The sequence below is a fragment of the Lysinibacillus sp. NPDC096212 genome (genome assembly GCF_044763105.1).
Lineage (GTDB): Bacteria > Bacillota > Bacilli > Bacillales_A > Planococcaceae > Lysinibacillus.
This window is the reverse complement of the sequence record NZ_JBIWFQ010000001.1, coordinates 66,228-85,605: the sequence shown is the minus strand read 5'-3', so window position 1 is coordinate 85,605 and position 19,378 is coordinate 66,228. Positions and strand designations below refer to the sequence as shown.

Genomic DNA, 19,378 nt, shown 5'->3' with positions numbered 1-19,378 from the left:
AGTAGGAATTCCAAATTATAGGATTGGACGAGATGATTTGACGATTCGTACTATTCAAATGAGCATTTTCAATTTTGAAATGACTAAGCAAGATTGGTCAATATATGAGGCGGAAGTAGAGTGGATTCATCGTCATTTAGCGGAGAGTAGCGAGATGTTAACGGGTTGGTTACATGTACCTCTTGAAGATCATCGTGCTTTATTGCATCGTATTGAGGATACTAAGCAAGAAATTCATGCGTATGCAGATGTACTTGTTGTTATTGGCGTGGGGGGATCATTTTTAGGGGCACGTGCCATCCAAGATGCGTTGTCACCTTATTTTACTCGTCCTACTGATGGTATTGAAGTAATCTATGTTGGACAAAATATGAGTGGTTCCTATATTGATAGTTTGCTTCAATATTTAGCGAATAAAAGTGTGTATGTGAACGTCATTTCGAAGTCTGGGGAAACGATGGAACCAGCACTCGCATTTCGTGTGTTGCGACAGTTTATGGAAAAACGTTACGGAGAAGAGGCTGTTGACAGAATTATTGTGACGACAGATGCGGAAAACGGGCGTTTGAAACAGATAGCAGATCGCATAGGTTATAGACAATTTACCATTCCAGCCGATATTGGTGGTCGCTATTCGGTGTTAACTTCGGTCGGGCTATTACCAGCAGCGGTTGCAGGTGTTGATATTCGGATGCTTATGGCAGGCGCTAGGGATGCTGCGTTAGCATTGCAAGATACAGCGCTAGAGCGAAATGAAGCCTATCAATATGCAGTGTTGCGACATGTGATGTTTGAACGAGGGTATAGAGTGGAGCTGCTCGCTTCATTTGAACCTGCATTATGTAAGTTCCATGAATGGTGGATGCAGTTGTTTGGTGAAAGTGAAGGGAAACAGCGAAAAGGTCTATTTCCTTCGACAGTTAATTATTCAACTGATTTACATGCTATAGGTCAGTTTATTCAAGAAGGAAGTCCGATCCTATTTGAAACATTACTGCATTTTAAGGAAATAGAAAATGATTGTAAAGTGCCATATGATGTGCGAGATGAGGATGGTTTGAATTATCTATCGAAACGAACATTCAATGAAATTAATGGGCTTTCCATGAATGGGACAGCACTTGCTCATGCAGAGGGTGGTGTACCTGTTATTCAATTGATGCTCCCAAAACTAGATGCCTATCACATAGGTTATTTAATCTATTTCTTTATGAAGGCATGTGCAATGAGTGCAAGTCTTCTAGGAGTAAATCCGTTTGATCAGCCAGGTGTAGAAGCGTATAAACGAAAGACGTTAGAACTATTACAAACATTTAATAATTCCATCAAGATAGATTCATTAGGCATGGAACTACCAAAAAGTAGCGTTTATATTCGAAATGAATATTGATTGGGAAATGCAAATGAATAATCTATTGAAATTATGATTAAATGTGCTTTAGTGATAATTTAAAAAAGTTGCGACTCCAGCGGGAACAGCAATGTTTTTCTACGACTATGTGTAGCGTCAGTATACAAGTTGAAAGCCCTGAAGAAAAGCGTCAACCCATAGTGGTATATACGATCCAGTACATGTTTTGGTGAAGAATCGAAGTAAATGGAACTATTAAAGTGATGCCGAACAATATGAAAGATAAATATAATCGTTTAGTTGATTCATCGACAATGGTTTGGCGAGGGAGGGAATTTAGGTGGAAGAACTAATTGACTTGAAAAAATTATTTAAAATATTGCGTAAGCGTATATACCTTATTCTAAGTCTTACTATTGTTGCGATTGGCATTACAGCTGCTCTAAGTTACTTTGTAATTACGCCTATCTATCAAGCACAAACGCAATTTTTAGTGAATCAAAAAGTTAATGATCAAGAAGCGTATGCCCAGGCACAACAGCTAGAGACGGATTTACAATTAATCAATACGTATAATGTTATTATTAAGAGTCCTGCTATTTTAAACAAAGTTATTGATAAGCTTGAACTAAACATTACAACAGAAATGTTGGCAGAGCAAATAACCGTATCTAGCGAAAGTAACTCCAAAGTGGTTAATATTAAAGTTTTAGATACAGATTTAGAAAAAGCGGTTACCATCTCGAATGCAGTTGCCACTATATTTAAAGAAGAAATACCGAAACTAATGAATGTTGATAATATAAATATTTTATCAGAGGCAAAAATAAGTAAAGATTCTAGCCCTGTGAAACCAAATAAACTACTTAATATTGTCATGGGTGCCGTAATTGGGTTTGTAATTAGTGTAGGGATTGCTCTATTGTTGGAGTTTTTAGATACAACAATAAAGACGGAGTCGGATATTGAAGATTTAGCATTGCCTATTATGGGGTTGGTTGGTGCTTTTCCCACCGAAAAAAATTATAAATCCCGTAAAGCTAGGAGGACATAGAAATGCTTCGTTCCAAAAAGAAAAAGAACCAGAAACTGTTAACAAAACCGCGTCAACTTATTACAGTTTTGGATGCGAAATCAATGATTTCTGAGCAATTTAAGACCATTCGTACGAATATTAAGTTTGCTATGCCAAAGCAAGGTCTTAAAACGATAGTAGTTACGTCTTCTATACCAGGTGAAGGAAAGTCAACAAATGCTGCCAATCTTGGTGTTGTTTTTGCACAAGAAGGAAAACGGGTATTGCTCGTAGATGCTGATATGCGTAAACCGACGTTGCATAATATATTTAATATTATCAATTTATTTGGGTTATCATCAATATTAGAAAGAAAATGTCAATATGATGAAGTATTACAGGACACATCTGTGGAAGGGTTGTTTATCATTACAAGTGGACCAATCCCAACGAATCCAGCGGAATTACTGTTATCCTATACTATGGATAGATTTTTAGAAGAGGTGAATCAAAAATTTGATCTTATCATTTTTGATACCCCTCCGCTATTACCTGTAGCTGATACTCAAATTTTATCTAATAAATGCGATGGTTCGCTATTAATCGTCGGTGCGGGTATTGCAGAAAAAGAGGATGTAGGAAAAGCGAAAACACTCTTAGCTGCTTCGAAAGCCAATATTATTGGTGTTGTGTTAAATAAATATAGCATGCCAAAAAGCCAATATTATTATCAATATACAGATAATTAAAATTTAATAACTTTCTTAGTCGCAAATCCAGGATGGGTTTGCGTTTTATTTTGCGATTTACTAGGGGTAGATGGTAAACTAAAAGATGCTAATTAAAGAAAGAGTGGTCTTGCAAATGAAAGTACTATTTATTGGGGATATCGTCGGTTCAATCGGCCGCGATGCAGTGGAAAAATATTTACCACGCTTAAAGAGAAAATATAACACAGACGTTATTATTGCCAATGGTGAAAATGCAGCAGCAGGTCGCGGCATTACACGAAATATTTATAATGATCTATTGCAAATGGGTGTAGATGTTATCACAATGGGCAATCATACTTGGGATAATAAAGATATTTTTGATTTTATTGATGATGCAGAGTATTTAATACGCCCGGCGAACTTTTCAAATGATGCACCAGGTAAAGGAATGGTGCAAATTTCAAAAAACGGTGTAACACTATCTGTTATTAATTTACATGGACGGGTATTTTTACCTCCTCATGAGGATCCGTTTGCGATGGCAGAGAAATTAATCGAAGAAGCACATAAAACGTCACCGCTTGTATTCGTGGATTTTCATGCAGAAGCGACAAGTGAAAAAATTGCACTTGGATGGCACTTAGATGGAAAGGCCTCAGCAGTCGTTGGTACACATACGCATGTGCAAACAGCTGATGCACGTATTTATCCAAATGGAACAGCCTATATTACGGACGTTGGTATGACAGGTCCATACGATGAAATTTTAGGGATGACGAAGGAAAGTGTCATTTATAAATTCCAAACAAACATGCCATCTCGTTTTGAAGTGCCTAAAAAAGGACGCGATGTGTTAAGTGGTTTCTTTGTAGAGATTGATGATAAAACAGGAAAAGCTCTACATTGCGAGCGAATTTATATAAACGAAGATTATCCGTTCCAAGCATAAGAAGAGAAACTATTGTGTATTAAAAATGCACAATAGTTTTTTTGTGTTGAAAAACTGTTATGTCAATGAAATTAAAGCATCTATTAAATATAATAAGGCTCTTCGGCAAAACGAGGGTTGATTTCCGTTCCGACTGGGCGCTTTGTAGCTGCCGCTTTGCTTTCGCTACAGCAACAAAGCGAGTAGCCTGGAACGGAAATCACCCTCACGTTTTGATGAGCCCCACTATTTTTAATATGATATCTTTATTTCATCGATCCAGTAAATTTTCCACATGAAATTTTCAGTCTTTTTTGATTGTTTCAATATATAAGAAATGAAAATAGTCTATTTCCTTCTCGCCGAGCATAAAATGACCTATCGACAATAACTTAAGGTCCAAACAAGGGGGACATGAGTTGTTGAGCGTAAACACTATTCGCGAAACGGGGAGGAATAATTGTGGATTCATTAAAAGTATCATCACGCTCTAATCCAAATTCAGTTGCAGGTGCATTAGTCGCGGTAATCAGAGAAAAAGGGCAAGCAGAAATGCAGGCAGTTGGGGCAGGGGCACTTAACCAAGCCGTGAAAGCAGTGGCCATTGCACGCGGATTTGTAGCGCCAAGTGGCACGGATTTAATTTGCGCACCGGCGTTTGCCGATATTTTAATTGCTGGTGAGGAACGTACAGCCTTAAAGCTTCTTGTGGAAAAACGTGTTCGATAAAAAGTAATAAAGTAAAATGCCTTGCACATAATAAGCTGCAAGGCATTTTTTTGTTTATAAGACAATCGGGATTTGAGGAAGAGAATCCCCCATGCTCTACATACTAATATGTTAAATTTCACTTGAAATCCGCAAATTAATTTTTTTAAACTTAATTGATTTTAAAATTACAACTTTATGAACGCTATTTTCAGTCAAAGGTCTGAATTTCTTTTAAATCGAGGAATAACAATAGTGCAGACCGTTTCTTCGTGTTAAACTTATGAAGGAAAAATAATAGTATATACATTGGATCTAAGGAGTTGTTGACATGTTACATCAGCTTTCATGGAAAGTCGGTGGGCAACAGGGTGAAGGGATTGAAAGTACAGGCGAAATTTTCTCAACGGCAATGAATCGTTTAGGTTACTTCCTGTACGGTTATCGTCATTTCTCTTCTCGAATTAAAGGTGGCCATACGAATAATAAAATTACAGTTCGTCCAACAGAAGTACGTTCAATTGCGGATGATTTAGATATTTTAGTAGCGTTCGATCAAGAAACAATCGACGTCAATTATAAAGAATTAACAGAAACAGGCATTATTTTAGCGGATTCAAAATTTACTCCAGTGAAGCCAGAAGATTCAAAAGCGCCATTATTTGTAGTACCTTTTACAGAGGTAGCGGCAGAGCTTGGTACTTCGTTGATGAAAAATATGGTGGCGATCGGAGCAACAGCTTCATTGCTAAATCTAGAGGACGAAGTGTTCCAAAATGTTGTTGATGATATTTTTGGCAAAAAAGGTGAAGAAGTTGTTCAAAAAAATATGGAGGCCATTGCACGCGGTCATGAATTAATGAATGAGCTGTTAGGCGATCGTGTAGGTGACTGGGCTTTAGCACCAGCAGACGGTAAACGCCGTATGTTCATGATCGGAAACGATGCAGTAGCACTTGGTGCACTTGCAGCTGGGACACGCTTTATGGCAGCCTACCCAATTACACCAGCTTCTGAGATTATGGAATATCTTATTAAAAAATTACCGAAATTCGGTGGTGCGGTTATTCAAACAGAAGACGAAATTGCTGCAGCGACAATGGCAATTGGGGCAAACTTTGGTGGTGTTCGTGCCTTTACAGCTTCTGCTGGCCCTGGTCTTTCATTAATGATGGAAGCACTTGGTCTTTCAGGTATGACAGAGCAGCCACTAGTTGTTGTTGACACACAACGTGGTGGTCCATCTACAGGATTACCAACAAAACAAGAGCAATCAGATTTAATGGCGATGTTATATGGTACACATGGTGAAATTCCAAAAGTAGTCATTGCACCATCTACAATGGAAGAAGCATTCTTTGACACAATCCAAGCATTTAACATTGCAGAGGAATTACAATTACCAGTTATTTTAATGACTGACTTGCAATTATCTCTTGGTAAACAATCTGTAGAGCCATTCGATTACAATAAAATTGAAATTCGTCGTGGTAAAATTGTTACAGGCGACATTGAAGAAGCAGCTGATAAAGCATACTTCAAACGTTATGAAGATACGGAAGATGGTATTTCACCACGTGTGCTACCTGGTACGATGAATGGTATTCACCATGTAACAGGGGTTGAGCATGATGAAACAGGTAAACCATCTGAAGCATCTGGTAACCGTCAAGTACAAATGGATAAACGTTTCCGTAAGCTAGCGGCATTGAAATTTGATCATCCAGTATATTCAAACGCGCCACACGAAGAAGCCGATGTTTTATTAGTGGGCTTTAACTCAACACGTGGAGCAATTGAAGAAGTACAAGAACGCTTAAATGTTCAAGGTATGAAGGTGAACCATGCACATATTCGTTTAATTCACCCATTCCCATCTGCTGAGGTGGCACCACTTGTAGCAAAAGCGAAAAAAGTAATCGTTGTAGAAAATAACTACACAGGTCAATTGGCAAATATTATGAAGATGAATGTTGGTGGTCACGATAAAATCGAGACTATTACGAAATATGATGGTACACCATTCTTGCCAGGTGAATTAGAAAATCGTGTGAAGGAGTTGACTCGCTAATGGCAACATTTAAGGATTTTCGTAATACAGTGAAACCAAACTGGTGCCCAGGCTGTGGTGACTTCTCTGTTCAAGCAGCGATTCAGCGCGCCGCGGCTAACGTTGGAATTGAACCAAACGAACTAGCTGTTATCTCTGGGATTGGCTGTTCTGGTCGTATTTCAGGCTACATTAATTCTTACGGCTTCCACGGTATTCATGGTCGTGCATTACCAATTGCACAAGGTTTAAAAATGGCTAACCGTGAGTTAAACGTTATTGCTTCTGGTGGTGACGGCGATGGATTTGCGATTGGTATGGGTCATACAATTCATGCTATCCGTCGTAATATTGACATCACATACGTCGTTATGGATAACCAAATTTATGGTTTAACAAAGGGGCAAACATCTCCACGTTCTGCTGCAGGGTTTATTACAAAATCTACGCCAGGTGGTGCGATTGAGCCTTCATTAAAACCATTAGAAGTAGCTTTAACAAGCGGAGCTACTTTTGTCGCACAAGGTTTCTCAACGGATATTAAAGAGTTAACAGCTTTAATTGAAGCGGGCATTAATCATAAAGGCTTCTCATTCATCAACGTATTCTCACCTTGTGTTACGTATAACAAAGTGAACACGTATGATTGGTTTAAAGAAAACTTAACGAAGCTTGCTGATATTGAAGGCTATGACAATTCTGACCGTGGTATGGCAATGCGTACAGTGATGGAGCATGAAGGTTTAGTAACAGGTATTATTTATCAGGATACTGAAACAGCTTCATATCAAGAAAAAGTACCAGGCTATTCAGAGCTACCATTAACGGATATTGATATTAAAATGAGCGAAAATGATTTTAATGAATTAGTGAAAGAATTTATGTAAGAATGATAAAATCAAAGCATTTGGAATGATGACATTCCAAATGCTTTTTTTTTTTGTAATTCGTGGGGAACGACGTAGCAGGTATTCGCTGTTGAACCATGAGTATGGCATAGCATGTAACGCTGATAGTGATCATGAAAATGACTTTATAACGATACAAAGTAATGAAATATCAAAGTAATTTACTTGTTTCTATAGCTTCCTGAATTAAATGAATCCCTTCGCCAATTTTATTTTCTGGGATACTAGTTGTGTTCAGCTTAAGAAATTTATGATTATGTTTATATCCAGCTATATAATTTTTTTTGTAATCATCTACTAAAACTTGTCGTTTGGCTAATTCTTCGTGAAGCTTATTCATATTTATTTGTTTCGGAAGCTTGATTACCGTATGCATTTGATGATTATCATTAAATTGATAGTCAGAAAAGTAAGTTCTTAGTACCTCACGCAGAGTGTTTGCTTTCTGTTGATGTCTGAACACGATTTTATCCTTATGGTGTGCATATAACCCACTTTCCATAAACGTCTGCATAATAACTTGACTTAAAGAATTCGTATGGATATCAATAACCTCTTTAAAGCTTCGAAAGGTCTCGATCATGTCCTCGGGCAGAACAGTGATACCTAACCTCTGACCAGGAAACATAATTTTAGAAAAGCTCTTTAAATAAATTACGCACTGATTCGTATCCATTTCATAAAGTGTTTTGTAGCTATTGCTTCCTTCAAAATCACCCAAATAATCATCTTCTATTATATAAAAATGGTACTTTTTCGCATAATCTAAAAGCATACATTTTTCCTGTTCATCCATGGTAGTACCAAGTGGATTATGAAGCCGTGGCATTAAATAGACATAGTTGGGACGCTTGATTTTAATCATTTCTTCTAATTCTTTTAAATCTATCTTGTCAAAATCTCGGTAGCAGGTAATATAATCCAAATGGAGACGTTCAATCAGATTTATGATCTGATGATAGGTTGGCTGCTCTATCAGAATGGATTCTTTTTTGGTCATCATTATTAAAGCCAGAATATGCAAAGCTTGCTGTGTACCGCTTGTTATCATGATTTGTTCTTTTTTAGAGAAAATCTGATCTTCTGCTAATAATTTTTGAAATAAGCATTTCAGTTCCTCATTACCGGTTGTTGCTCCATAGGTGAATAATTCTGATTTTCCATTTTGAATAGCTGTTTCCAAACATTGCGAATAACTGTCCAATGGAAAGTCCGTCCAGGAAGTAGAGGCAGTGGAAAAGTCGTATATTCCATTAAAAGAAGCAGCTTTTCCTTTTTTTGAAATAATAAAATAGCCTACATTTGGCTTAGCGTATATTCTATTCATTCCAACCAAATGTTGCAGTGCTTGTGTTATCGTGACTTGACTCACTCCAAAAGTATCCATCAATTTCCTTACAGATGGGAGACGCTCATTATATTTTCCCTGCTCAATATCTTGCAGTATGCTATTTGCAATCAGTTGATGTTTCCGCATGCTATCCCTCCCATAACAATAGATTACCATGAATTTATTCTAGCTATGCTTGATTATGCCTTGTCCGTATCGATACAGAGATAAAAAGAAATTCAATGTATACAACATTCTTCCTTTATTCTAAAAAAGAAGGAGGGAGGAAATCGTGAGAAAAAATAGTGCATTAGTGGCAGCCGTTGTTTTTTCCATTATTATTGGATTTTCCTTTATGTTTATCAAAATTGCCTTAACATATGAAGGACAATTACTAATATTAGCGCAACGATTTACATTTGCCTTTTTAGGATTGCTTCTATTACTAGCCATAAGACCGATTAACTTAAGGTTAAATCGGAAGGAAGTTATGTTGGTGTTGGTTATTTCGCTGATTTATCCGATTCTGTTTTTTAGCAGCCAGATACTTGGACTTAATCAGACAACTGTTACAGAAGCAGGAATCATCCAAGCTATTGCTCCTGCCATAACGGTTCTATTGGCACGATTATTTTTGAAAGAACAGATTCAAAGAATACAAGGAATAGGAATCTCTTTGAGCATTGCAGGAGTCGTTTTTTTACAGCTGATGAATAACTCGGGAGGAAATGAATTTCATCTAATCGGTAACCTGTTGATTATATTATCTATTTTGGCCATGGCCATTTGGCAAGTGATGTCTAGAAGCGCAACAAAAACAGTGGCTCCAATCCAAATTACGATATATATCATGTTCAGTGGCTTTCTATTCTTTAATGCTATGTACTTTATAAACGGTGGATCTGTCAATGAATATGTGGATTCCGTAAAGGAGATTCCTTATTTGTTATCGATTTTATTTTTAGGAGTTCTATCTACACTCGGTACGTCATTATTGTCTATTTACGCCGTATCCAAATTACCGGTTATTCAAGTGAGTGTGTTTAACAATGTTACTACTTTGATAACAATTCTTTCGGGCGTATTGTTTTTAAGCGAGTCGTTCCATTATTACCATGTTATCGGTGCGATGGTAATTATTTTAGGAGTTATTTTGGTGAACGCTAAGAAGAAACCGGATTGCTCTAATGCAACATAAAAATGCCATTCAAGAATTTGATGAAATAAGAAAAAACTCAATGTTTTGGAAGGAAGTATTTATGAGGATATTCAGCGCGGTGTATCATCGTATGGTTTTGAAAAATCTATTTTGCGACTACGAGAATCGCAGTAACTGTTATGCAAAAAAAGGTGGAGGGAAGTAGCTCAATCCCGTCTACTGAAAGCATTCGCCCAAAGAGGAAATTAACAGCTTTACTTCATACAAAGACTGTAGATAAACTCTCAAATTTTCTCGAGTTTATCTACAGTCTGATGCATTCGTATCGATACAAATGCATTATTTTTTAGAACACAATGTCAAAACTTCTATCATAATGAGGATTAACAGACTGATTAGGAGTGATAGATGCTTAATTGAAAAGGGCTGGAGCAGTACCAAGGATTGTATTTTGATAATAGTTTATTTACGGGAGGTATATAAATGGTTCATATTAATGGTATAAAATCAGAAGTAAAAACAATTACTGTACTTGGTACAGGAATTATAGGTGCTCCTGTGGCTGCAAATTTACAAAAACATAAGTTTGATATTACACGTGCCGAATTACAAAGGTTTCAACGTGCGGTTGATAAAGGACATGGTGACAAAGATATGGTAGCTTCCGGGTTAGCAGGGAAAAAAGGTGAATAAATCGATTAGAATAGACAATGAAGAAGCATTACACACCGAAAAACTCCCAATATGGAATCTCATCGCACTATCAGTTGCCAGTTTTCTTGCCATTATGACAGAAACGATACCTGCCGGCTTACTTCCGCAAATCAGTCAAGGGCTTGATATTTCAGAGGCATTGGCAGGTCAGTTTGTCACACTTTTTGCAATTGGATCGGTTGTAGCAGCTATCCCACTTGTTGCATTAACACAAAGATGGTACCGGAAAAAAGTGTTGTTAATGGCACTATGTATTTTGTTTTTTGCCAATACATTAACAGCACTTTCACCGTATTATGTGCTTACCTTGGTATTACGTTTTATTGCAGGAATGGCTACTGGATTGCTCTGGGGACTGGTAGCAGGATATGCGCGTCGTATGGTAGCACCGCCTTTACAAGGTCGTGCACTAGCTATCGCAGGAACAGGACAGCCGATTGCATTGTCACTGGGTGTACCAATTGGAACTTGGTTGGGGATGTATCTGGAATGGCAAGCCATCTTTTTAATTATCAGCGGGGGGACACTCCTTTTAATGATATGGATTTATACGAAAGTACCAGATTATCCTGGACAAACTACCGGACAGCGTCAATCTATTTATGAGATCCTCAGATTGCCTGGTGTACGTCCAATACTGTGTGTTGTATTGGTATGGATCTTGGGTCATAATATTCTCTACACCTATATTGCCCCATACATGACTCATGTCGGACTTGCCAATCATGTAGGTTTTGCTTTATTTACTTTTGGTATTACGTCGATAGTAGGCATTTGGATCATTGGTATATATATTGATCATCATTTACGCTTGATGACAATAATTAGTCTGGGAGCTTTTGCAATTAGTTCCTTGGTGTTAGGAATCGCAAATGGGATGACACTGCTCATTTTTCTTTCCATAGCTGCTTGGGGACTAACTTTTGGCGGAGCACCAACGTTATTGCAAACAGCCATGGCAGATGCTACCGGAGAAGGTGCAGATGTTGCACAATCTATTTTTGTAACGATATTCAACCTTTCCGTAGCTGGTGGTGGATTTGTAGGTGGATTAATGTTAAATCAAATGGGAGCAGGTTCTTTTCCTTGGATACTTTTATTATTAAGTTTAATTGGTTTATTGATAGTATACAGAAAAAAAGAACAAGCATTTAAGCCTCGTCGGCAGTAAATAGTAGTATATTAAAATTTTATTAGAGTCATTAAATGTTTATCTCAGTGAATATGTCGAAACTTTGATAAAAGAAACACCATTTACATTTCTGCTTGTTCAATGAAAATAAAACAAGCAGGAATGTTTTGTTTTTTTGTGAAATCCCACTTAATCCAAATATCATTCAGCTTCAGATTGATAAATGCTAATCGTACTTCACTAAAATTTAAAAACTAAAATAGACTGCATTAGTAAACAATCGTGCATATCTTCATCCATGCCTCAATAGGAATTTTCTTGTTCATCCCGAAGTTTTCGTATGGAAATCTCCGCTAATGGCTGGCATAGTGTTAGCCTTTGTATTTTTTCGTTTTATAACAAGAGGTACACGATAAGTGAAGTGGTTGATTGGAGTGGAGACTGAGCGACTCCTTGGGGATTAGCGTCACAGATGAGACCCTGGAGCGAGCAGCGCGAGTGAAGCGGCTCATCGGACGCCCCCAGGAAAGCGCTCAGTCGGAACGGAAATCAACCCCTCGCTTTGCCGAAGCTATAATCTATTATTGTTTTCTAAGTAATTCTCCACAAAAAATTTCGATATCCTTATAAAATCCTTATAATCATTTCCTACACTATAGTCATCGAAAGGAAGATGATTATAGATGGAAGATATTATTTTACAAACAGAAAATCTTAGTAAAAGCTTTAAGGGGCAAAAAATTGTAGAGGACTTGTCGTTAACGATACCTCGCAATACTGTTTACGGTTTACTTGGTCCAAATGGTGCTGGGAAATCAACAGCGTTAAAAATGATAACAGGGATGCTGCGTCCGAATGCAGGAAAGATTCTTTTGAATGGACGTGAATGGAATCGAAATGATTTAAAAGACATTGGTGTATTAATTGAAACACCACCGCTTTATGAAAATTTAACGGCAAGAGAAAATCTAAAGGTTCGAACGATTGCCCTCGGATTGCCACAGTCACGTATTGATGAAGTATTAAGAATTGTTGACTTAACCAATACAGGAAAAAAACGAGCAGGACAGTTTTCGTTAGGAATGAAACAACGCCTAGGAATAGCTATTGCGTTATTAAACTATCCAAAGCTTTTAATACTTGATGAGCCAACGAATGGCCTCGATCCAATCGGCATTCAAGAGCTTCGGAAACTGATTCGCTCTTTTCCAGAGCAAGGGATTACTGTCATTTTATCTAGCCATATCCTGTCAGAGGTAGAGCAGGTCGTTGATGAAATTGGCATTATAGCGGGAGGAAAATTAGGTTATCAGGGAGTTGCGCCACAAGGACAGGAATTAGAATCATTATTTATGCAAGTAGTGTCTACCAATAGAAAGGCAGGCATGTAACATGATATCAATTATGAAGGCTGAAAGATTAAAATGGAAAAAGACTTTTATTGTTAAATTAGTTTGGCTAGCACCCATAGTGGGGATAGTACTAACTGCATTATTAATGGGAGGAAGCTATTTTCAAAAGGGTGCTTATAATTGGTGGTATACAATGCTCTTACCAGGTGCTCTGACGATATGTTGTGCAATAGTGGTGGAAAAAGATGCTAAATTGAAATATCATAGTATTCTCGCAATGCCGATTGATCTGAAGAAGATTTGGTTTGGCAAAATACTTGCATGTAGTGCCTGGTTGTTATTAATTTCACTTATTTTCTTTGCAGGAATTACTGCTGGTGGAATACTTTTTGGTAATAGCTTTTCTTTCATAAATAGTCTTACAGGTAGTTTGTTAATTTTCGTAACGTTTTTATGGCAAATTCCACTTTGTTTATTCCTTACGGCAAAATTAGGAACTTATATGGCTATTTTTATAAATTTAGTCGGCAATCTTGCTGGTATGATTGCATTTGCTATTGGGGATTTTTGGTATAGTGTTCCTTACGCCATTACAGCAAGACTAATATGTCCAACATTAGAGATTTTACCAAATGGTCTGCCAGTGCCTGAGGGTAGCCCTTTATTAAGCATGTCGGTTATAGTTCCAGGTATATTAATTGCTTTAGCATGGTTTGCATTACTTAGCTTCTTTACTGCACGTTGGTTTCAAAAAAGGGAGGCGAAATAGTGTATGGTAATGTTAAGATTACTTAGAGCAGAGTTTCTTAAAACAAAAAGAACACCATTTTTGCTCACACATCTAATTGTACCTATTATTATTTCAGGGATATTTTTAGCATACTATACTTACTCACCATGGGGTTTTACTGATAGGGTAACGGCTTATCTTCAAGGAGTTGCATGCGGGTTTCCAATTATTATTGGATTAGTTTGTGCAATGGTAGCTGAGCAAGAAGCAACTGCAGGACATTTTCAGGAGATGCTAACAGCTACTAAAACAAAAATAGTTGCCTATTTAAGCAAGTTACTATTGTTATTATTATATAGTTTTGGAGCAATATTACTGTCTGTCGGTATTTTTAGTGTTGGTTTTATTGACCTTTTGCATGAAGATACTTTTGGTTATCAATTTTATTTTATAGCTGGATGTATTCTATTTGTAAGCTTTGCATTTTTATATATTTTACATTTTTTTGTTAGTCTTCATTTTGGTAAAGGCGCCTCAATCGGGTTAGGGATTGTGGAATCACTTTTAGTAGCCTTACTGCTTACTGGACTAGGTGATGGTATTTGGTCATTTATACCTTATGGTTGGGGTGGTCACTTTGTTACATTATGGACAATGAAGGCGTCAGGGCTTGACCTATCAACGGTGGAAGTAGGACTACGGGAAGGTATTATTGCTTCAGTTTGTGGAACATTGCTAGTGTTAGTCCTATCTTGTTTATGGTTTTGGAAATGGGAAGGAAGAAAAACAGAAGGTTAGGGAAAATGATGAGGGTAGAAATATGGCAAAAGTATTAGCAGTAGATGATGAAAAAGGTATTTTAGTATTGATAAAAAATGCATTACTAAAAGACGAGCATTTAGTAACGGCAGTCTCTGATGCAACAGAAGTAAGTAAAATGAATCTTGGTGCCTTTGATTTAATTTTATTGGATGTGATGATGCCCGAAATTGATGGATTTACTTTATGTGGCCAAATACGTCATGCTGTAGATTGTCCTATCCTTTTTTTAACGGCTAAATCGTTGGAGGAGGATCTAATGTATGGACTAGGTCTTGGCGCAGATGATTATATTATCAAGCCGTTTGGAATCGGAGAGCTACGTGCCAGAGTGAATGCACATTTGAGACGCGAAAAAAGAGAGAGACGTAGTATTCTTTTTGTAGATAATGTTCACTTCAATCTATCGGGCAAAGAGCTGTTTGTAAATGAAGAGAAGGTAATGCTGACAAAAAGTGAATACGAAATATGCGAATATCTAGCTCGAAATAGAGGACAGGTGTTTTCTAAAGAAAAGATTTATGAAACTATTTTTGGATTTGATGGGAAAAGTGACAGTACTGCTATTACTGAGCATATTAAAAATATTCGTTCAAAGCTACATACTTTTAATGTTGACGCCATTGACACTGTTTGGGGGATCGGATATAAATGGAGACAATAAAGCCCACTAAAGGCACAAGACTACATACTTTTTTTCTTCGTTATCTCCTTTTCCTAAGTTTAGGCACCATTCTGTTAGTAGTACTACTAATCAGTTTAACGTTGTTTGCCCTTTCTACCAACATCGTATTACCAGCAAATTATGCAGAAACTCAAATTTCATTATCAAGGGATCGTATTGCGTCTAGTAGTTCAGTTACAGCTGATATGATCCCAGACCTTGTTGATTACACAGTCTTTTCTAAAGAAGGCAAACTTCTTGCAGGAAATCTTTCAGAGAAGGAAGCTTTTAAAGCTTGGGATGCAATGAAAAAAGAACAATCTCAAAGTATCGCCCAATTTTACTCGTTTATAGAGCGAGAAAATGAGATTTGTATATTACGGTATGATTTAGTGCCACAGTATCGTTCGGCTATTATGAGGAAGTATTTACCTAATCCACAACTGTTAGATATTCTATTGTTTATTATAGGGGTTATAACTATAGCAACTGGCCTTGCGATCCATTTCGGAAGAAAGCTTAAGAAAAAAATGTTTGGCTTGCAGGAAGCGATTGAAAAAATACAAAATCAAAATTTGGATTTTACGATAAGCCCTTCTGGAATACGTGAAATAGATGAAATATCCATTTCTCTTGAGCAAATGAGAGAGGCTCTAAACATCTCCTTAAAACAACAATGGGAATCAGAACAGGCACGTAGAGAACAAATTTCTTCTCTTGCCCACGATCTGAAAACACCTCTTACAATTATTCGAGGGAATGCAGAGCTCTTACAGGACACTGCTCAAGATGATATACAAAGAGAATATAATGACTATATTTTAAAAAATACAATGGAAATAGAAAAATTCACGAAAGAGCTAATTGATTTATCGAAAATGGAGAAAAATATCGTTCGGGAAAAAACGAATGTTAAAACGGATGCATTGATGACAGAAGTAGAAGATCAAATGAGAGCTCTTTCGTTGGAAAAAAGGCTTCAAGTGGATGTTCAAAAGGAAATGCTTCCTGCATTTATATTGATTGATGAAGAGCGGTTCTATCGGGCGATTTTAAATGTCATTGCCAATGCTGTAGAGCACACACCTGAAAACGGAAAGGTGACATTAACTGTTCAAAGCGCTTCTGACTTTATTCAGTTTACCGTTACCGATAGCGGCCGTGGATTTTCTCCGAGAGATTTAAATGAGGCTACCAAACAATTTTATCGCGGAGATCCAAGCAGAAATGCAGGAGATCACCATGGGATGGGACTTTATATTGCCCAGTCCATTGTTCAGAGTCATGGTGGAAAACTGCTAATTTCCAATAATTCATCAGCTGGTGGGGGTAAAGTGACCATAACAATCCCAATCCCGATCCTAATCAAAGAAGCGCCCAGCCAGAACGGAAATCAATCTCACTCTATGATGACGAGCCTTTAATTAATGGCTTTGTTAAATTTAAATGTTGATTTTTTTAAATAGTAATTAGGGGAACCTTCATTTGTTGAGGTTCCCCGTTTTCTTGAACGCACCTGTTAGCTTAGGTGAGTCTCTTCACAATATTATTATAAGTGACATATTTATAAAGTTCGTGTAGTCTCATCGTCAATTATTTTAAAATGAATGTCAAAGGACGTTCCTCCTTCAATATGCTTTGGAACATCTGAGACATCGAGTAATTCATTCAATTGGATAGATTTTTTATGATTCGCTTCAATAGTAATGCTATATGGTCCAGCTAAATTCATGAGTGATTCCATTCGTATTCCATCCATGAAATATGAATCTAAAAATTCTAACTCAAGTGAGACAACTTCATTGCTATGATTATGTAATACAAAATTACACTCTCCTTTTAATAAATCTTCACTAACAGAATCATAATTGCACTTGCCATTGCCATCATATGAAATTGCGATAATGCCACTCGCTAAAGTTTCTTGGTAGAATGTAATGAGAATTTGTGGTAATAATCCATATACTATTGCAACGATTAATACAGTTCGAAAGTGGTATTTCTTTAAGCCAATAATGAGTAAAATCATGGCAATTACAAACAAAGCTGAACCAATTATACCAAGCACAATATATCCATCTTGATTGCGGATTGGAAACGTCATGAATGTAGACAATGAGCCTAACATTACATTATCAGGAAATGGGAAAAATAAATACGTACATATGCATAAAATAATAGCTGAACTAATAAGTGCTACTTTACTTCTTATCACCTTATTCACCTCCTTAAATAAGTCCTTTATCGTATTAACCTGTGTCGATAGTTTAATAGGTACTAAATAGCAAATTTCGATAAACGTAAACTCTGATACGTTTCAGTCACTTCAAAAACAAATGAAGTCAATAGAAACTCTTTGATGTTGTGCTTCGTGCTTTCGTTACTATGACTATCTGACAAATAAAAGCCAAGCATCAAGGTATTTAGTAGCCACACCTTTGAAACGGTTTATCCACTGTTTTAGTCGTGAATGAAGTCCGTTTACATTTTGGATATGGTACAAACCTCTAATAACGTATCTCCAACAATAACATTATCCGTTGACAATTTAGACCCAATCATAGAATCAACCTTAGTTTTCACAACACGTCCCATACACGCTACCTTTGAAACAGTGGATTTAGTTCGGTCTCTTGCGACAAGAACACAGACTTGTACTTTGCTTATTCCTCTATGCTTAGATTTTCCGCCTCGCTTACGAGGTTTGCGTTCCGTGATATTACGTCGTCCTTTTTCAGAGTATAGGAAAAAGTCTCGTCAATTTCAACAATACCGTCAAATTTTTCAAAATCCATTTGTTTAAGGGCTGTTAATAGCTTGTGTCTCCAATACCCAAGTAACTCCTACGATTTCCGCAGGGAATACCCTTTAAACATACATTCAACAAAAGTAATCCACTCATTTCCTTTTCGAGTTCGGAACAGAATTGTATTTGTGGTATCCGTAAACGTTTTACGACAAGCCTTACAGTGATAGCGTTGGCGACCATTAGCTTTGCCAAATCTATTAATGTGTTCAGAAGTACAATGAGGGCATTCAAAGCCTTCTTTAAAACGTGCTTCTCGCATTTATCGATTAGACGACCACCAACAGTAGAGGAAGGTTTATTCTTTAACAGAGCCTAATTAATAAAAATGGTTGGTTAACACACCTGATAAAATATCATTCTTTTTGTTTTTGTTGGAAAGGGAAAAAATGGGGAGCGTGTTCGGGCAATAGTATTGTAAAAAATGCTACAATAAAAGAAAAAAAGAAGAGGCGATGCACGTGGATAACGTCATTGATTTTATTGCAAAGAAAAAAGAACGCGAAGAAAGACAACGTGCCCAGGATTTAGAAAGGTATGTTGCGACACAATGTGATTTTCATCAACCAGAAAATATTGATGCACTTGTTGATGGAAAAATGATTGAGGTCAAGGACCATACGTTGTTTTTAGGTTTTCTCTCGATATTAAAAGATGAAAAAATTGATCCACTTGATATTTTTCAGGATGTTTTTACATTAGAACCTGCCCGCTTCGAAATGTCCTACAATATGAAATGGTGGTCAGTTGTACAGCTTGCTTTTACATTTTTAACAATTTTAAAAGAAAACGAGCCGCATACATATGCAGATTTTCTTGGTTTACAAAATTAATCTAGAGTATGTGCACGTCCTGGAACGCTACATAAACGTGCGCATACAGAACTAGATTCCTACTTACTCCTCTAAAACTTTTACAATCCCCCCTTCAATTAATAATTCCTTAATAATTTTTACTGAATATTTTAACGTCCTCCATACTTGCTTAATGTTTGTTTCC

At 36.9% G+C, this 19,378-nt stretch carries 18 protein-coding genes and 1 pseudogene; 16 read left to right on the top strand and 3 right to left on the bottom strand.

Features of this window, described 5'->3' with window-relative positions:
- The first annotated feature begins 37 nt into the window (after positions 1–37).
- From ACIQ7T_RS00435 to ACIQ7T_RS00405, 7 genes are all read left to right on the top strand, one after another.
- Positions 38–1,390 (top strand): glucose-6-phosphate isomerase, encoded by a 1,353-nt coding sequence (locus tag ACIQ7T_RS00435; protein WP_402868062.1) that lies wholly within the window; start codon positions 38–40, stop codon positions 1,388–1,390.
- A 301-nt stretch (positions 1,391–1,691) separates the two neighbouring features.
- Complete coding sequence (locus tag ACIQ7T_RS00430) at positions 1,692–2,405, top strand: YveK family protein (protein ID WP_402868060.1); 714 nt, start codon at positions 1,692–1,694, stop codon at positions 2,403–2,405.
- A gap of 2 nt (positions 2,406–2,407) precedes the next feature.
- Entirely contained in the window at positions 2,408–3,115 is a 708-nt protein-coding gene (locus ACIQ7T_RS00425; RefSeq protein ID WP_402868058.1) for a CpsD/CapB family tyrosine-protein kinase, read from the top strand.
- A 115-nt stretch (positions 3,116–3,230) separates the two neighbouring features.
- Positions 3,231–4,028 carry a TIGR00282 family metallophosphoesterase gene (locus tag ACIQ7T_RS00420; protein ID WP_402868056.1) on the top strand — a complete coding sequence of 266 codons (798 nt, stop codon included), beginning with the start codon at positions 3,231–3,233 and terminating at the stop codon, positions 4,026–4,028.
- A 441-nt stretch (positions 4,029–4,469) separates the two neighbouring features.
- Complete coding sequence (locus ACIQ7T_RS00415; RefSeq protein WP_010858535.1) at positions 4,470–4,736, top strand: stage V sporulation protein S; 267 nt, start codon at positions 4,470–4,472, stop codon at positions 4,734–4,736.
- Positions 4,737–5,046: 310 nt separating this feature from the next.
- Positions 5,047–6,786, top strand: a complete 1,740-nt coding sequence (locus ACIQ7T_RS00410) for a 2-oxoacid:acceptor oxidoreductase subunit alpha (RefSeq protein WP_402868054.1) — start codon at positions 5,047–5,049, stop codon at positions 6,784–6,786.
- Positions 6,786–7,652 carry a 2-oxoacid:ferredoxin oxidoreductase subunit beta gene (locus tag ACIQ7T_RS00405; protein ID WP_402868052.1) on the top strand — a complete coding sequence of 289 codons (867 nt, stop codon included), beginning with the start codon at positions 6,786–6,788 and terminating at the stop codon, positions 7,650–7,652. The genes ACIQ7T_RS00410 and ACIQ7T_RS00405 overlap by 1 nt, the downstream gene beginning before the upstream one ends.
- A 172-nt stretch (positions 7,653–7,824) precedes the next feature.
- Here ACIQ7T_RS00405 and ACIQ7T_RS00400 read toward each other — a convergent pair whose 3' ends face one another.
- Entirely contained in the window at positions 7,825–9,150 is a 1,326-nt protein-coding gene (locus tag ACIQ7T_RS00400) for an aminotransferase-like domain-containing protein (RefSeq protein WP_402868050.1), read from the bottom strand.
- A gap of 145 nt (positions 9,151–9,295) precedes the next feature.
- Here ACIQ7T_RS00400 and ACIQ7T_RS00395 point away from each other — a divergent pair, with 145 nt between their 5' ends.
- The 8 genes from ACIQ7T_RS00395 to ACIQ7T_RS00360 all read left to right on the top strand — a co-directional run bounded on the left by ACIQ7T_RS00395 (position 9,296) and on the right by ACIQ7T_RS00360 (position 16,997).
- The gene (locus ACIQ7T_RS00395) at positions 9,296–10,201 is read left to right on the top strand and encodes a DMT family transporter (protein ID WP_402868048.1); all 906 of its coding nucleotides are present in this window, start codon (positions 9,296–9,298) and stop codon (positions 10,199–10,201) included.
- Between the two features lie 444 nt (positions 10,202–10,645).
- On the top strand, positions 10,646–10,855 hold the full coding sequence (locus ACIQ7T_RS00390) for a hypothetical protein (protein ID WP_402868046.1): 210 nt from the start codon (positions 10,646–10,648) through the stop codon (positions 10,853–10,855).
- The gene (locus ACIQ7T_RS00385; protein WP_402868044.1) at positions 10,848–12,047 is read left to right on the top strand and encodes an MFS transporter; all 1,200 of its coding nucleotides are present in this window, start codon (positions 10,848–10,850) and stop codon (positions 12,045–12,047) included. Before ACIQ7T_RS00390 ends, ACIQ7T_RS00385 begins: the two co-directional genes overlap by 8 nt.
- Before the next feature lie 644 nt (positions 12,048–12,691).
- Complete coding sequence (locus ACIQ7T_RS00380; RefSeq protein WP_370075139.1) at positions 12,692–13,399, top strand: lantibiotic protection ABC transporter ATP-binding protein; 708 nt, start codon at positions 12,692–12,694, stop codon at positions 13,397–13,399.
- A 1-nt stretch (position 13,400) separates the two neighbouring features.
- Positions 13,401–14,129 carry a lantibiotic immunity ABC transporter MutE/EpiE family permease subunit gene (locus ACIQ7T_RS00375; protein WP_370075138.1) on the top strand — a complete coding sequence of 243 codons (729 nt, stop codon included), beginning with the start codon at positions 13,401–13,403 and terminating at the stop codon, positions 14,127–14,129.
- 3 nt (positions 14,130–14,132) lie between these two features.
- Positions 14,133–14,888 (top strand): lantibiotic immunity ABC transporter MutG family permease subunit, encoded by a 756-nt coding sequence (locus ACIQ7T_RS00370; RefSeq protein ID WP_370075137.1) that lies wholly within the window; start codon positions 14,133–14,135, stop codon positions 14,886–14,888.
- A 22-nt stretch (positions 14,889–14,910) separates the two neighbouring features.
- Positions 14,911–15,573: a response regulator transcription factor gene (locus ACIQ7T_RS00365; RefSeq protein ID WP_370075136.1), complete on the top strand. Its 663-nt coding sequence runs from the start codon at positions 14,911–14,913 to the stop codon at positions 15,571–15,573.
- Positions 15,561–16,997, top strand: a complete 1,437-nt coding sequence (locus ACIQ7T_RS00360; protein WP_402868041.1) for a sensor histidine kinase — start codon at positions 15,561–15,563, stop codon at positions 16,995–16,997. Before ACIQ7T_RS00365 ends, ACIQ7T_RS00360 begins: the two co-directional genes overlap by 13 nt.
- 140 nt (positions 16,998–17,137) lie before the next feature.
- Here the strand turns inward: ACIQ7T_RS00360 and ACIQ7T_RS00355 are convergent, their stop codons facing one another.
- Together ACIQ7T_RS00355 and ACIQ7T_RS00350 are read right to left on the bottom strand one after the other, a co-directional pair.
- Positions 17,138–17,788 (bottom strand): hypothetical protein, encoded by a 651-nt coding sequence (locus ACIQ7T_RS00355; RefSeq protein WP_402868039.1) that lies wholly within the window; start codon positions 17,786–17,788, stop codon positions 17,138–17,140.
- A 62-nt stretch (positions 17,789–17,850) separates the two neighbouring features.
- Positions 17,851–18,679: pseudogene (locus ACIQ7T_RS00350) on the bottom strand (IS1595 family transposase); the annotation flags it as partial.
- A 155-nt stretch (positions 18,680–18,834) separates the two neighbouring features.
- Between ACIQ7T_RS00350 and ACIQ7T_RS00345 the strand changes: the two are divergent.
- Positions 18,835–19,212: a 2-oxoglutarate ferredoxin oxidoreductase subunit beta gene (locus ACIQ7T_RS00345; RefSeq protein ID WP_370075134.1), complete on the top strand. Its 378-nt coding sequence runs from the start codon at positions 18,835–18,837 to the stop codon at positions 19,210–19,212.
- Positions 19,213–19,378: the final 166 nt, after the last annotated feature.

What these genes read in the sequence shown, in the direction of transcription:
- ACIQ7T_RS00425 (WP_402868058.1), top strand. Translation starts at nt 2,408, where the DNA reads ATGCTTCGTTCCAAAAAGAAAAAGAACCAGAAACTGTTAACAAAACCG.
- ACIQ7T_RS00370 (WP_370075137.1), top strand. Translation starts at nt 14,133, where the DNA reads ATGGTAATGTTAAGATTACTTAGAGCAGAGTTTCTTAAAACAAAAAGA.
- ACIQ7T_RS00400 (WP_402868050.1), bottom strand. Translation starts at nt 9,150, where the DNA reads ATGCGGAAACATCAACTGATTGCAAATAGCATACTGCAAGATATTGAG.
- ACIQ7T_RS00380 (WP_370075139.1), top strand. Translation starts at nt 12,692, where the DNA reads ATGGAAGATATTATTTTACAAACAGAAAATCTTAGTAAAAGCTTTAAG.
- ACIQ7T_RS00405 (WP_402868052.1), top strand. Translation starts at nt 6,786, where the DNA reads ATGGCAACATTTAAGGATTTTCGTAATACAGTGAAACCAAACTGGTGC.
- ACIQ7T_RS00375 (WP_370075138.1), top strand. Translation starts at nt 13,401, where the DNA reads ATGATATCAATTATGAAGGCTGAAAGATTAAAATGGAAAAAGACTTTT.
- ACIQ7T_RS00360 (WP_402868041.1), top strand. Translation starts at nt 15,561, where the DNA reads ATGGAGACAATAAAGCCCACTAAAGGCACAAGACTACATACTTTTTTT.
- ACIQ7T_RS00365 (WP_370075136.1), top strand. Translation starts at nt 14,911, where the DNA reads ATGGCAAAAGTATTAGCAGTAGATGATGAAAAAGGTATTTTAGTATTG.
- ACIQ7T_RS00345 (WP_370075134.1), top strand. Translation starts at nt 18,835, where the DNA reads ATGCACGTGGATAACGTCATTGATTTTATTGCAAAGAAAAAAGAACGC.
- ACIQ7T_RS00390 (WP_402868046.1), top strand. Translation starts at nt 10,646, where the DNA reads ATGGTTCATATTAATGGTATAAAATCAGAAGTAAAAACAATTACTGTA.
- ACIQ7T_RS00410 (WP_402868054.1), top strand. Translation starts at nt 5,047, where the DNA reads ATGTTACATCAGCTTTCATGGAAAGTCGGTGGGCAACAGGGTGAAGGG.
- ACIQ7T_RS00420 (WP_402868056.1), top strand. Translation starts at nt 3,231, where the DNA reads ATGAAAGTACTATTTATTGGGGATATCGTCGGTTCAATCGGCCGCGAT.